15 protein-coding genes are annotated in these 11,972 nt (G+C 63.5%); 7 read left to right on the top strand and 8 right to left on the bottom strand.

Going from position 1 to position 11,972, the window contains the following annotated elements; translation table 11 throughout:
• Positions 1-42 precede the first annotated feature (42 nt).
• The gene (gene metF / locus G7044_RS10390; RefSeq protein WP_166328630.1) at positions 43-897 is read left to right on the top strand and encodes a methylenetetrahydrofolate reductase [NAD(P)H]; all 855 of its coding nucleotides are present in this window, start codon (positions 43-45) and stop codon (positions 895-897) included.
• 115 nt (positions 898-1,012) lie between these two features.
• Here the strand turns inward: metF and G7044_RS10385 are convergent, their stop codons facing one another.
• Positions 1,013-2,077 (bottom strand): DUF2235 domain-containing protein, encoded by a 1,065-nt coding sequence (locus G7044_RS10385; RefSeq protein WP_166328629.1) that lies wholly within the window; start codon positions 2,075-2,077, stop codon positions 1,013-1,015.
• A gap of 131 nt (positions 2,078-2,208) precedes the next feature.
• Between G7044_RS10385 and G7044_RS10380 the strand changes: the two genes are divergently transcribed.
• Complete coding sequence (locus G7044_RS10380) at positions 2,209-2,535, top strand: YnfA family protein (protein ID WP_166328628.1); 327 nt, start codon at positions 2,209-2,211, stop codon at positions 2,533-2,535.
• A 21-nt stretch (positions 2,536-2,556) separates the two neighbouring features.
• Here the strand turns inward: G7044_RS10380 and G7044_RS10375 are convergent, their stop codons facing one another.
• The 3 genes from G7044_RS10375 to G7044_RS10365 form a co-directional block, all read right to left on the bottom strand.
• Complete coding sequence (locus G7044_RS10375; RefSeq protein WP_166328627.1) at positions 2,557-3,699, bottom strand: type III PLP-dependent enzyme; 1,143 nt, start codon at positions 3,697-3,699, stop codon at positions 2,557-2,559.
• 126 nt (positions 3,700-3,825) lie between these two features.
• A complete protein-coding gene (locus tag G7044_RS10370) occupies positions 3,826-4,299 on the bottom strand; it encodes a PRC-barrel domain-containing protein (RefSeq protein ID WP_166328626.1) in 474 nt (157 codons plus the stop codon).
• 126 nt (positions 4,300-4,425) lie between these two features.
• On the bottom strand, positions 4,426-5,094 hold the full coding sequence (locus G7044_RS10365; protein ID WP_166328625.1) for a winged helix-turn-helix transcriptional regulator: 669 nt from the start codon (positions 5,092-5,094) through the stop codon (positions 4,426-4,428).
• A 98-nt stretch (positions 5,095-5,192) separates the two neighbouring features.
• On the opposite strand from G7044_RS10365, the gene G7044_RS10360 reads away from it, so the two are divergent.
• The 5 genes from G7044_RS10360 to G7044_RS10340 all read left to right on the top strand — a co-directional run bounded on the left by G7044_RS10360 (position 5,193) and on the right by G7044_RS10340 (position 8,386).
• Positions 5,193-5,912: a DUF1428 domain-containing protein gene (locus G7044_RS10360; RefSeq protein WP_166328624.1), complete on the top strand. Its 720-nt coding sequence runs from the start codon at positions 5,193-5,195 to the stop codon at positions 5,910-5,912.
• A 15-nt stretch (positions 5,913-5,927) separates the two neighbouring features.
• Entirely contained in the window at positions 5,928-6,602 is a 675-nt protein-coding gene (locus G7044_RS10355) for a glutathione S-transferase family protein (protein WP_166328623.1), read from the top strand.
• A gap of 22 nt (positions 6,603-6,624) precedes the next feature.
• The gene (locus G7044_RS10350) at positions 6,625-7,437 is read left to right on the top strand and encodes a VOC family protein (protein ID WP_166328622.1); all 813 of its coding nucleotides are present in this window, start codon (positions 6,625-6,627) and stop codon (positions 7,435-7,437) included.
• 2 nt (positions 7,438-7,439) lie between these two features.
• Positions 7,440-7,907, top strand: coding sequence for a VOC family protein (locus G7044_RS10345; protein ID WP_166328621.1), 468 nt, complete (start codon positions 7,440-7,442; stop codon positions 7,905-7,907).
• A gap of 65 nt (positions 7,908-7,972) precedes the next feature.
• Positions 7,973-8,386, top strand: coding sequence for a DUF1801 domain-containing protein (locus G7044_RS10340; RefSeq protein ID WP_166328620.1), 414 nt, complete (start codon positions 7,973-7,975; stop codon positions 8,384-8,386).
• A 35-nt stretch (positions 8,387-8,421) separates the two neighbouring features.
• On the opposite strand, the gene G7044_RS10335 is transcribed toward G7044_RS10340, so the two are convergent.
• From G7044_RS10335 to G7044_RS10320, 4 genes are read right to left on the bottom strand one after another with little or no spacing between them, the layout of a single operon-like run.
• Positions 8,422-9,255 carry a metal ABC transporter permease gene (locus G7044_RS10335; RefSeq protein WP_166328619.1) on the bottom strand — a complete coding sequence of 278 codons (834 nt, stop codon included), beginning with the start codon at positions 9,253-9,255 and terminating at the stop codon, positions 8,422-8,424.
• On the bottom strand, positions 9,252-10,109 hold the full coding sequence (locus G7044_RS10330) for a metal ABC transporter permease (protein ID WP_166328618.1): 858 nt from the start codon (positions 10,107-10,109) through the stop codon (positions 9,252-9,254). The genes G7044_RS10335 and G7044_RS10330 overlap by 4 nt, the downstream gene beginning before the upstream one ends.
• Complete coding sequence (locus G7044_RS10325; protein ID WP_166328617.1) at positions 10,106-10,978, bottom strand: manganese/iron ABC transporter ATP-binding protein; 873 nt, start codon at positions 10,976-10,978, stop codon at positions 10,106-10,108. The genes G7044_RS10330 and G7044_RS10325 overlap by 4 nt, the downstream gene beginning before the upstream one ends.
• Positions 10,971-11,885: a metal ABC transporter substrate-binding protein gene (locus tag G7044_RS10320; protein WP_166328616.1), complete on the bottom strand. Its 915-nt coding sequence runs from the start codon at positions 11,883-11,885 to the stop codon at positions 10,971-10,973. The genes G7044_RS10325 and G7044_RS10320 overlap by 8 nt, the downstream gene beginning before the upstream one ends.
• Positions 11,886-11,972: the final 87 nt, after the last annotated feature.

Raw genomic sequence — 11,972 nt, 5'->3', positions numbered from 1 at the left:
TGTCAGGCATGACACAAGAGGCCAGCTTCAAGGAACGCCATGATGACCACGCCGACTGTCAGCTTCGAATTCTTCCCGCCGCGCAATCTGGATGCGTCCTTTCGGCTGTGGGACACCGCCCGCGCACTTGCGCCGCTGGGGCCTGATTTCGTGTCAGTGACTTACGGCGCCGGCGGCACCACCCGCCAGTTGACGCACGAGGCGGTGACCGCGCTGTCCAACCATTACGGACTGAACGTGGCCGCGCATTTGACCTGCGTCGATGCAAGCCGCGAAGAAACAATGCAAATTGTCGATGAATACGCGGCCGCGGGTGTGCGCGAAATCGTGGCCCTGCGCGGCGACGCGGCGCAAGGTCAGGCGACATGGAGCGCCCATCCCGAAGGCTTTGCGTCGTCGGTCGAACTGATCGAGGCGATCGCCAAACGCGGCGACATCGCCATCCGCGTCGGCGCCTATCCCGAACCGCACCCCGATTCGCCGGACACCGCCGCCGATGTGGCCTTTCTGAAGCGCAAGGTGGATGCGGGCGCGACCTCGGCCATTACGCAGTTCTTCTTCGACGCCGACACCTTTTTCCGCTTCCGCGACGCCTGCGCAGCGGCGGGAATCAGCACGCCGATTCTGCCCGGCATCCTGCCGATCCAAAGCTGGACCGGCGCGCGCAAATTCGCCGCGCGCTGCGGCACCTCGGTTCCCGATTGGGCGGTTGCCGCATTCGAGGCCGCCGGCAAGGAAGGCGAGGCCGCGCTGGCGCAGGACCTGTGCGTCAAGCTGTGCCGCGACCTGTTGGCCGGCGGGGCAGAGCAGCTGCATTTCTATACGCTGAACAAGCCCGACCTCACGCTTGCCGTCTGCCGCGAGTTGGGCGTGGCCGAAAAGGGCCTGGCCGCCTGAACCGGGCTGCCCCGGTCCACGCAGCGATATGTTCCATCAAGGCGCACCGACCCGTCGTTATCCGGCCGGTTGGTGAAGTCACCGCCAGCTGTGGCCCCCGACTGCTCCGCTGCCGCTAATGCAACTGCCGCTCTGCCCGGCGCAGCTGCCTTTTGCGCCGGCGGGCGCGCAGGCGGGTGGGGTGCGGGGCTTCATCGGCCAGATGGCCTGCCAGCACCGCCGGGCCTGTATAGGGGCGCGGGACCGTGGGGTGTATCGCTTCGCTGGCGTCCAGCCCGACGACACGCGGACTGCGCGCAAGGAATGCCTTGCCCCATCCCCGCCAATTTCCAACCGAGGGCGCGCTGACATCCTGCGCGAACCGGTTTCGCCAGCCCTCGGGCAGGGTCAGCCCCGCGCCTTCGGCCTGACCAAGCATCCAGACCAGCGGGATATTTGCCAGCGGTCGCGCCGGTTCATAGCCGGTCAACTGGCCACCGATATCGGCGTGACAGCCCCTGAACCACATCTGCGCGATGCGCCCATCGGTTCTGTCGGCACTGTTCCACAGGATCGGCTGAAAGGCCGCGCGGGTTTCGTCCAGCGCCAGCGCCTGCGCGCCAAGCAGCACGTCATCGCCCAGATGCTGGTCATGAAAGCGAAAGCGCGGCTCGGTCAGCATCCACAGGACCGGCAGCCGGATCCCCAGCGCCATGACCGTATCGAACACCCCCAGCATGTCGATGGGCATGCTGTCATGGCACAGCCGCGCGCGCAGATCGGCCCGCAGGTCGGCACCCAGTTCGTCGCGATACATGCGCCAGACGGTGCGGATATTGCGTTCGGTGGCGGCATCCGCGCGCAAGAGCCCGACCCGGCCGATCATCGCCGCCAGCGAGCGGATGGCAAAAGCACCGCGCGAATAGCCCATCAGAAAGACCTGATCCCCTGGACGATATGCCGAGGCCAGCCAGCCGTAAGCATCGCGGATGCGCGCGCCCATCCCCTTGCCCATGGCGATGCCGAAGATTTCCCGCCACGCCTCCCATTGCTGGCCAGCGTCATAGCGCACGCGCATCGTGGCCCCGCGCATCGGTCGCAGCAGACGATAGATTTGGCCAATATTGGAGTGGCGCCCCTCCATCAACGAGGCGAACGTGCCATCAAGCAGCACAACATGGGTAACAGACCGCCGATTCATCTGACCAGAGTAACACCGATTCCTTCATCGGTGATGAATCCTTGACCTGACAAATTCGTCAGCACGGTCTCGAACCCGGCGCACGCAGGGTCTATGCCAAGGCGGATACCCCAACTTCAGGCCCAGATGACATGAGCGCGCTTGCCCTTTTCGCCATTGCCGCATTTTGCGAAATCGCCGGCTGCTTCGCCTTCTGGGCATGGGCGCGCATGGGGCAAAGCCCGCTGTGGCTGCTGCCCGGGGTCGGGCTGCTGATCGGATTCGCATGGGCGCTGACGCTGAGCCCCGCAGATCAGGCGGGGCGCAGTTTCGCCAGCTATGGCGGGATCTATATCACCGCCTCGCTGGTCTGGATGTGGTTGATCGAGGGGCGACGACCCGACGCGTGGGATCTGGCGGGCGGCTCGTTGTGTTTGGCAGGCGCCGCCGTGATCCTGTTCGCGCCGCGGGGTGCCTGAACCGCGCCCCGCGGCCCGAGCCTAGTCCAGCCGCAGGGCAGTGGCGCGCTGCATCTCACCAAAGCCGTTGAAGCGGGTATTTGTGACCACCGAATAGGCGCCGGCGCCATTGAAGATGACGTAATCGCCTTCCTGCACATCGTTCGACATGACCAGTTCGCCCGGCAAGCGGTCGACCGAATCGCAGGTCGGGCCAAAGATGACACGGCCGCCCTCATCTCCGCCGCGCGGGGTGCCCTCGGGCGTCAGCAGTTCGATCCGGTCAAGGTTGCCAACGATCGGCAGTTCGGCCAGCCCGCCATAGACGCCATCGTTCAGAAACACCGACTGGCCGTCGCGCACCGCCTTCACGCGGGTGATCAGCGAAAAGGCATCGCCGCACAGGCCCCGGCCCGGCTCGCAGACCAGTTCTGGCGCGTCCTCGTCGAAGCTTTCGGCGGCGACCCGGCCGATCAGGTCAAAGATGTCTTCCAACGCCGGCTCGACCCCATGCACCCGGTGCGAGGGGAAGCCGCCCCCGACATTCAGGCGGCGCGCGCGGACACCGGCCGCATCGCAGATCTCGCGCGCGGTGTGGATGTACTGCTCCCACGCGCCCGGATCGGTGCATTGCGTGCCGGGATGGAAGGTCAGCGAGGGGGTGAAGCCCGCATCAGCCACGCGCTTCAGCAGTTCCGCCGCCAATTCCGGCGAGGCCCCGAATTTCGACCCGAAATCATAAATCGCCCCCGCGACCGGCAGCTTGAACCGGGGCGAGATTTCGCAGCCCTCGGGCGGGACCATCTCGATCAGCTTGTCCAGTTCGGAATGGCTATCGACGGACCAGGACTTGATGCCGGCCTTGACCGCATGGGCGATTTCCCAGCGCGCGCGGACCGGGTTGTGGTAATGGCGCGCGGCCCCGGGTGCCAACCGTCCGATCAGGTCGATTTCCGCCGGCGAGGCGACGTCAAAGCCAGTGACCCCGGCGGCGATCAGGTTTTCGATCACAGTCTCGTCCGGGTTCGATTTCACGGCATAGGTGACCAGACCCGGAAACCCCTTGAGGAACCGTTTGGCGGTGTCCTGCAACACGGTCGGCGCAAACACCATGACCGGATTTTCGGGCTTGGTTTCGCGAATGATTTCAGCGGGATTTTGCCAGACGGTCTTCAACTGTGTCATCGCACCTTCCATGATCGCGGGTGACAGGGCCCCTTTGGGGTTCGCTGCAAATAATCCATCTTGCAGCGCGTTTCAAATGCGATCGCCCCGAACATACGGGGCGATGCAATGGTTTTGCGACGTTGGTCAGTCGTCCCCGTAGGCGTCTTCGGCGGCTTCCTCGCGCGATTCCAGCGCCTCTTTGCTCAGCCCCGAAACGATCGCGATACGGTCCGGGGTGACGACAAACGCCATCTCCTCGGGTTGCAGGACGACCTCTTTTTCGCCGATGCCCAGAAAGCCGCCAACTTCGGCGATGGCACCGACGATTTCACCGGATTGATCAAGGACCAGATCTTCGACTTCGCCGATCTTGTCCCAGTCGGCATTGATGTCGGTATAGGCCACACCGTCATCCCAGTTGGTGTTGCCAGTCACGTCGACGGTATAGATATCCGCGCCCTCAAATGCCGAGGCACGCAGCAGTCCCGTCTGGGCCGCGCCTTCGGGTGTGGCCGCAGCGGCATCCGCGGGGGGCGGCGTTTCGGGGGTGGCGGTCTGGGCGATTGCGGCGCCGCCAAGTGTCAGCAGAATGGCAGAGGTCAGATAAAGCTGTTTCATCGTGAATGTCCTTTTCGAACGTTGCCCCCTACAACCCTTCAGCGGCGAAATCGTTTCCACACTGTTTCCCGGCGGCTCGAATTCGGTAAGGTGCTGCCAATGGGGCGGCAGGCCCTGACGGCCCAGTCAGTGCGAAGCCGCAGGTTGCGCCCCCAGCCGGAACATATCGACAAACTCCTGCGCTGCCGTCAGGTCACCTTCGGCATCGATCACCCCATTCGCGACCAGCTGGGCCAGCGGGGTCGGCCCATAAACGGCGATGGCCATGCTGTTGCCGTTGCCCTTCAGCACAAAGGGGGTATCGGGTCGGTCGACTGCCCGCGTGGTCACATGCAGGCGATCAGCCTCCATCACAAACCGCTCGGCCCCGAAGTCGAACCCGGCCCGCGCCGCAGCCGGCCGCGCCGGATCTGGTAACAGGTTCACCCGCATCGAGATCATCAGCGCGCTTGGGCTGATGAACCGCGTCGGGTCATGGCCGGGCACCAGCAGCGCCCAGCGACACAGCGCATCCAGCACCGGCAGCAGCGCATGGCCCGCATCCGTCAGCGCATAAATGCCCAGCCGGTCGTCATGGGTCAGCACGCCCACATCACGCAGTTGCGCCAGCCGCGCGGTCAGAACACTGGCGGTGACACCGGGCAGCCCGGCCCGTATCATCTGAAAGCGCTTGGGCGCAAAGATCAGCTCGCGGACCACCAGCAAAGCCCAGCGGTCACCAATCAGGTTCAACGCATGGGACGCGAGGCAGCCTTCATCATAACGGATGCGCGAGGTTTCGCTGGGTTTGGCCATTCTTTCACACGTTCAGTTCGATATTCATACTATCAGTTGTTTTTTGATACGACAAGTGAGATGCTGCGATTCGTCAACGCTATCGGAGGAGATGCGAGATGACCTATTTCACCGGAATGATTGCGGCAGTGCCGACCGCGAATAAGCAGGCATATACGGACCACGCGCGGGCCGCCTGGCCACTGTTTCAGAAATATGGCGCTATCCGCACAGTCGAAACTTGGGGCGTCGACACGCCGAAAGGCAAGGTCACCGATTTTCAGGGCGTGGTCAGGGCAAAGGATGACGAAACCATCGTCTTTACCTGGATCGAATGGCCCGACCGCGCGGCCGCAGACAAGGCATGGGAAGGCATGCAGAACGATCCCGACATGGCCGCGATGGGCGAAATGCCCTTTGACGGCGCCCGCATGGTCTTTGGCGGGTTCGAGCCGCTGATGGCGGAAGGCCAGATCGCGGGCGCGCCCTATTATCAGGGCTTCCTGCTGGCAGTGCCGGAAAAGAACAAGGATGCTTATACGGCGATGGCCAAGGACGCATGGGGCATGTTCGAAAAATTCGGCTGCCTGGGAATTGCTGAAAACTGGGGCGTCGACGTGCCCCATGGCAAGCTGACCGACATGTATCGCGGCACCAAGGCAGAGGACGGCGAGGCAATCGTCTTCAGCTGGACCGCCTGGCCCGACCGCAAAACCTGCGAGGAGGCCGGCCAGAAGATGCAGGCCGAGATGGAGGGGCAGGAAATGCCCGAAATGCCCTTTGACGGGATGCGCATGATCTGGGGCGGATTCGAGACGATCTTCGATTCCGCCAAGTGATGAAGGGATGCCCCGATGACCGAACTGACCATCTACACCTATGAATGGCTGCCCGAATTTCCGCGCGGCTTTGTGCGCGACATGCGCATCCGCTGGGCCGCCGAAGAGGTCGGGCGCGGCTATCAGGTCGCGACCGTGCCGGTCTATCCCAAAAGCCCGGCGCACCGTGCCCGTCAGCCCTTCGCGCAGGTGCCGATGATCGAAGACGGCGATCTCGCGCTGTTCGAATCCGGTGCCATCGTGCTGCATCTGGCCCAAGGCTCGGCGCTGTTGCCCGAAGGCAAGCGGCCAGAGGTCACGCAATGGGTGATCGCGGCGCTGAACAGTGTCGAGCCAGCGGTCGGGAACTGGATGACCAGCCAGCTGTCCAAGGACATGCCGGATATCTTCGGCCCGCCCGCCTCGCCCGAGCTGGAGGCGCATATGCGCAAGTTCATGGATGGCCGCCTTGCCGCGCTGGAAGAGTTGCTGGCCAGCCGCGACTGGATCGCAGGCGATTTCAGCGCGGCCGACATCATCCTTGTCGAAGTGCTGCGCCCCGCCCAGCACGCCGGCGCCCTGGCCGATTACCCGGCGCTGACGGCCTATATCGAACGCGCAACCTCTCGCCCCGCCTTCAAGAAGGCAATGGCGGATCACATGGCCCATTGGACTGCCGCCGATGCCGCAAAAGCGGCGCGGGCCGGCTGAATTCAAGAAATGGAGAGTTGAGATGAGCTATCAAGGCAATCCCTGCTGGTATGAGCTTGGCACCAGCGACCTGAAGGGCGCGACCGGCTTCTACGAAAAGATCATCGGCTGGCAGATCGCCGATTCCGGGATGGAGGGGTTCAACTATCTGCTCGCCCGCAGTGGTGAGGAGATGGTCGCCGGCATGATGTCCAACGACATGCAGGAAGGCCCGCCGCCGCCGAACTGGCTGATCTATTTCGCCGTCGATGATTGCGACGCGGCGGCGGCGCAAATCACCGCGGCGGGCGGCCGCATCTACAAGGCCCCGGCCGATATTCCCGGCACTGGTCGTTTTGCCGTGGCCGCCGATCCGCAGGGCGCGGCATTCGGCATCCTTCAGCCGGACATGAGCAAGATGACCCCCGAACAGATCGCAAAGGCAGAAACCACCGGAGCCTTCGATCATAAAAAAAGCGGTCATGGCTGCTGGAACGAGCTGATGTCCCCCGACCCCGAGGCGGGCTATGCCTTTTATTCAGGCCTGTTCGGCTGGACCAAGGGCGAGGCGATGGATATGGGCGAATGCCCCGATGGCGGCAGCGCCGGCATCTATCAGCTGATCCAGCACAACGGCCAGGACATCGGCGCGATCCAGCCGCATATCAATTCGCCCGTGCCGGCATGGCTGCCCTATTTCGGCGTCGACGGCAGCGTTGCCGCGAAGATCGAGGCGATCAGGTCTGCGGGCGGTCAGGTCCATTTCGGTCCGCAGGAAGTCCCCGGCCCGGCATGGATCGCGATTGCCCAAGATCCGCAAGGCGCGGCCTTCGCCATCGCCGGGCCGGAGGAATAGCCATGACAAGCCCCGTGCGCACCTGCCTGTGGATGGAGAAAGACGGCGAGGCGGCGGCGCGGTTCTATACCGCGCTGATCCCCGGCAGCGCCGTCACCGGCACCCACGGCTTCAAGGGCGGTGACGTGGCGGCGATGGTGGTCGAGTTTCACCTTGCCGGCACGCCCTACATGATCCTGAACGGCGGCCCGCATTTCACGCTGACGCCCGCCGCCTCGATTTCCGTCCTGACCGAGGATCAGGCCGAGACAGACCGGCTGTGGGCGGCGCTGACCGCGGACGGCGGGCAGGAAAGCCAATGCGGCTGGCTGATCGACCGATGGGGCCTGTCGTGGCAGATCACCCCGCGCGAAGTGATGGAGATGAATTTTTCCGACGACGCCGAGGCGTCCGAACGCGCGCGGCAGGCGATGTATCAAATGACGAAGCTGGATATTGCCGTCATGCGGAAGGCGTATGAGGGGCGTTAGGGCAAGACGTCGGTCAAGCAGGAGCTAGCTGCCATTGCATCTTATTCACACCGAAGTTAGCGATAATGATGCAATCGGTACATCCGCCCTTCCCCTCTGCGCATGTTGAAGCAGCCTTCACGGGCTTTCCTGAAGCGGCCCGTTCCGGTTTGTTGCAACTGCGCCGTCTGATCTTTGATACTGCCAACAGTATCCCTCAGGTCGGGCGGATTGAGGAAACCCTGAAATGGGGGCAACCAGCCTATCTGACACCAGAAACCAAATCTGGGTCGACAATTCGCCTTGGTCTGCCCAAAACCGGGGGCTTTGCAGTTTACGCGCATTGCCAGACAACGATCATCTCCGATTTTCGCAGCCTCTTCCCCGATGAGTTCCGTTATGAGGGCAACCGCGCAATTCAGTTCGAAGATGATGCGCGATTGCCCTTCGACGCCCTCAGGCTTCTGATCGCAAGCGCGTTAACCTATCACCTGAAATAGATGAGCATAGGCGCGAGAACTGCAAAGCTGCCAATTCACGCCCCCGCCTCTCGCCGCTTGTTCAGCGTTACCCGCCTGACAAACGCCACGACGAAAATCGCCGTCAGCACCAGAACGATTGTCGCAGCCGGGGCGCTGTCCAGAACAAAGCTGGCATAGACCCCGCCCAGCATCCCGACCAGATTGACCGCCACCGCGACGACCAGCATCGCCCCGAACCGCCGCACCGTCAGGAAGGCAATCGCGCCGGGCGCGATCAGCAGCCCCACCGCCAGGATCAGCCCGGTCGAGGACAGCGTCGCCACGATGGTCAGCGACAGGATCGTCAGCATCCCGTAATGCAGCAGCCCGACCGGCAGGCCCGAGGCCTTTGCCTGCGCCGGGTCGAAGGCATGCAGCATCAGATCCTTCCATTTCAGCAGCAGGCAGGCGCAGACCAGGGCAGAGATCCAGCCGGCGGTGCGCAGATCCTCGGCACCGATGCCCAGCATGTTGCCGAACAGCACATGATCCAGATGCACATTGGTCTGCAGCGCCACATACATGACGATGCCCAGCCCGAACATGCCGGAAAACACGACGCCCATCACCGTATCCTGCTTGACCCGGCTGTTATCGGACAGGAACCCCGTCGCCAGTGCCGTGACCATGCCGGCGGCGAAGGCCCCGAAGATCAGCGGCAGCCCCCAGATATAGGCCAACACGATCCCCGGCAGGACCGCATGGCTGACCGCATCGCCCATCAGCGCCCAGCCCTTCAGCACCAAAAAGCAGGACAGCAGCGCCGTGGGCGGGGCCACCAACAGGCAGATCAGGAAGGCTTTCTGCATGAAGGGAAAGGCAAAGGGTTGAAGCAGAGTCTCGATCATGGCGTGGCCCTCAATGCCTGCGCGGCGCGGCGGCGGGCGGCCAGCAGCCCGTGCTTGGGCGCAAAGATAAAGGCCGCCAGGAAGATCAGCGTTTGCAGGACCACGATGATCCCGCCCGTCGCGCCGTTCAGGAAGAAGCTGATATAGGCGCCGACAGAGCAGGTAATGGCGCCGATCGCGACCGAGGTCAGGATCAGCCGCTCGAACCGGTCGCACAGCAGATATGCCGTGGCCCCCGGCGTCACCACCAGCGCAATAACCAGAAATGCGCCGACCGTCTGCATCGCGGCCACGACGCAGGCCGAAAGCAGCATGAAGAACACACCCTTCAGCAGCCCGACTCGCAACCCGATGGAGCGCGCGTGGCTTTCGTCAAAGAACACCACCATCAGATCGCGCCACTTCGCCACCAGCACCACCAGCGAGACCAGACCGATGATCGCCAGCTGCCAGGTCTCGGCCGCGCCGATGGCCAGGATATTGCCCATGGTGATGGCCTGCAGATCGACCGCAATCGGGTTGATCGACACCAGAAACAGGCCCAGCCCGAAAAACGACGTGAAGATCATGCCGATCACCACATCGACCTTCAGGCCAGAGCGTTCCGACAGAAACAGCATCGCCCCCGCCGCCAGCCCGCCCGACAGGAATGCGCCCACCGCCAGCGGCAGACCCAGCAGATAGGCACCTGCCACGCCCGGCACCACCGAATGGGACAGCGCGTCGCCGATCAGCGACCAGCCTTTCAGCATCAGGAAGCAGGACAGGAAGGCGCAGACCGCCCCCACCAGCGCGGAAACCAGCATCGCACTGGTCATGTAGCCATAGGCGAACGGGTCCAGAAGCACGCTCATTCGCGATCCTCGCGGCGCTGCAACTGCTCGCCATATTGAACCAGCGGGCGTTCATCGTCGGAAAAGATGGTAATGGCGCGGGCGTCGTCATCGTCATGCAGCGCGTTTCCGCCAAGGGTGAAATGCCGCAAAACCCCGCCAAAGGCGCGTTCCAGATTGGCGCGGGTAAAGGTGGTTTCGGTCGGGCCGTAAGCCAGCACGGTGCCCTTCACCAGCACCACCCGGTCGCAATATTCCGGGACCGAGCCGAGGTTATGCGTCGACACCAGCATCACCCGACCCTCGGCGCGCAGTTCCTGCAAAAGGGCGATGATCTGCTCCTCGGTCTTCACGTCGACGCCGGTAAAGGGTTCGTCCAGCAGGATCACCTGCCCGTCCTGTGCCAGCGCGCGGGCCAGGAAGACGCGCTTTTTCTGGCCGCCTGACAGCTCGCCGATCTGGCGGTCGCGATAATCCCACATGTTCACCCGGCGCAGCGCCGCCTCGACCGCGGCATGATCGGCGGCCGAGGGGATGCGCAGGAAGTTCATCATCCCATAGCGCCCCATCATCACCACATCCTTGACCAGCACCGGGAACGACCAATCGACCTCCTCGGATTGCGGGACATAGGCGACGAGGTTGCGCTTCAGCGCCTCTGGCACGGTCATGCCCAGCAGACGGATCTGCCCGGCGGCAACCGGCAAAAAGCCCATGATCGCCTTGAAAAGCGTGGATTTTCCGGCCCCGTTCACCCCCACCAGCGCGGTGACCGTGCCGCGCGGAATGGCGAAGCTGGCATGGTTCAGCGCGGTCAGCCCATTGCGATAGGTCACCGTCACGTCACGGGCCATAATCCCGCCGTCGGGGTTGGCGTCATTCTCAATCATCCGCACGCTCTCCTTCCGCAGAGAGGCCATCGGCCACGGTCTCCACGGTCTTTTTCAGCAAATCGAGGTAAGTCGGCACCGGGCCATCCGGCTCAGACAGACTGTCCACATACAGCTCGCCCCCGTAAGCCGCGCCGGTTTCACGGGCGATCTGGCGGGCGGGGGCGGTGTTGACGGTGCTTTCGCAGAAGACGGTGGGGATCTGGTTCTGCTTTATGCCGTCGATCACCGTGCGGATCTGCTGGGGCGTGCCCATCCGGTCGGCGTTCATCGGCCACAGATACAGCTCCTTCAGGCCGAGCTCGCGGGTCATATAGGGGAACGCCCCTTCGCAACTGACCAGCCAGCGGCGCTCCTCGGGCAGGGCTGTGATACGGTCGCGCAGCGGGCCGATCTCGGCCACGATACGGGCCTTATAGGCCTCGGCATTGGCGCGATAGGTGGCGGCGTTGGCAGGGTCGTGATCGGACAGCGCACGCGCGATATTGTCGATATAGATCATGGCGCTATCCAGCCCCATCCAGGCATGGGGATTGGGCTTGCCCTCGTACCCGCCCGAGGCGACCGGGATCGGCGTCACCCCTTCTGTCAGCGTGACCGAGGGCAGATCGCCCAGGTTCGACAGGAACTGTTCGAACCAGATTTCAAGGTCCATGCCATTGCGCAGGATCAGGTCGGCGTCCTGCGCGCGGACAAAGTCGCGCGGCGTTGGTTCATAGCCGTGGATATCTGCCCCGGCCTTGGTGATCGAGACCACATCCGCCGCATCCCCCGCCACCTGCCGCGCCATGTCGGCCAGCACGGTGAAGGTCGTGACCACCTTCAGGCGTTCCGGGTCGGTGTCAGCAACGACCGGGCCGGCCGTCAAGGCCAGGATCAAAGCCGCAATTGCTCTTCGGATCAGCATGATGTGCCTCCTGTCGCTTCTGTAAATGCAATTCATTCGCAATAGTCAAGCCTAATTGCGAACCGCTCTCATTTACTTGCCTTCATG

Source organism: Paracoccus xiamenensis, from assembly GCF_011308835.1.
Classification (GTDB): domain Bacteria; phylum Pseudomonadota; class Alphaproteobacteria; order Rhodobacterales; family Rhodobacteraceae; genus Paracoccus; species Paracoccus xiamenensis.
This window is presented reverse-complemented; position numbering and strand designations above follow the sequence as displayed.

Excerpts from the sequence above, each read along its gene's own strand:
- metF (WP_166328630.1), top strand. The coding sequence starts at position 43 with ATGACCACGCCGACTGTCAGCTTCGAATTCTTCCCGCCGCGCAATCTG.
- G7044_RS10385 (WP_166328629.1), bottom strand. The coding sequence starts at position 2,077 with ATGAATCGGCGGTCTGTTACCCATGTTGTGCTGCTTGATGGCACGTTC.
- G7044_RS10380 (WP_166328628.1), top strand. The coding sequence starts at position 2,209 with ATGAGCGCGCTTGCCCTTTTCGCCATTGCCGCATTTTGCGAAATCGCC.
- G7044_RS10375 (WP_166328627.1), bottom strand. The coding sequence starts at position 3,699 with ATGACACAGTTGAAGACCGTCTGGCAAAATCCCGCTGAAATCATTCGC.
- G7044_RS10370 (WP_166328626.1), bottom strand. The coding sequence starts at position 4,299 with ATGAAACAGCTTTATCTGACCTCTGCCATTCTGCTGACACTTGGCGGC.
- G7044_RS10365 (WP_166328625.1), bottom strand. The coding sequence starts at position 5,094 with ATGGCCAAACCCAGCGAAACCTCGCGCATCCGTTATGATGAAGGCTGC.
- G7044_RS10360 (WP_166328624.1), top strand. The coding sequence starts at position 5,193 with ATGACCTATTTCACCGGAATGATTGCGGCAGTGCCGACCGCGAATAAG.
- G7044_RS10355 (WP_166328623.1), top strand. The coding sequence starts at position 5,928 with ATGACCGAACTGACCATCTACACCTATGAATGGCTGCCCGAATTTCCG.
- G7044_RS10350 (WP_166328622.1), top strand. The coding sequence starts at position 6,625 with ATGAGCTATCAAGGCAATCCCTGCTGGTATGAGCTTGGCACCAGCGAC.
- G7044_RS10345 (WP_166328621.1), top strand. The coding sequence starts at position 7,440 with ATGACAAGCCCCGTGCGCACCTGCCTGTGGATGGAGAAAGACGGCGAG.
- G7044_RS10340 (WP_166328620.1), top strand. The coding sequence starts at position 7,973 with ATGATGCAATCGGTACATCCGCCCTTCCCCTCTGCGCATGTTGAAGCA.
- G7044_RS10335 (WP_166328619.1), bottom strand. The coding sequence starts at position 9,255 with ATGATCGAGACTCTGCTTCAACCCTTTGCCTTTCCCTTCATGCAGAAA.
- G7044_RS10330 (WP_166328618.1), bottom strand. The coding sequence starts at position 10,109 with ATGAGCGTGCTTCTGGACCCGTTCGCCTATGGCTACATGACCAGTGCG.
- G7044_RS10325 (WP_166328617.1), bottom strand. The coding sequence starts at position 10,978 with ATGATTGAGAATGACGCCAACCCCGACGGCGGGATTATGGCCCGTGAC.
- G7044_RS10320 (WP_166328616.1), bottom strand. The coding sequence starts at position 11,885 with ATGCTGATCCGAAGAGCAATTGCGGCTTTGATCCTGGCCTTGACGGCC.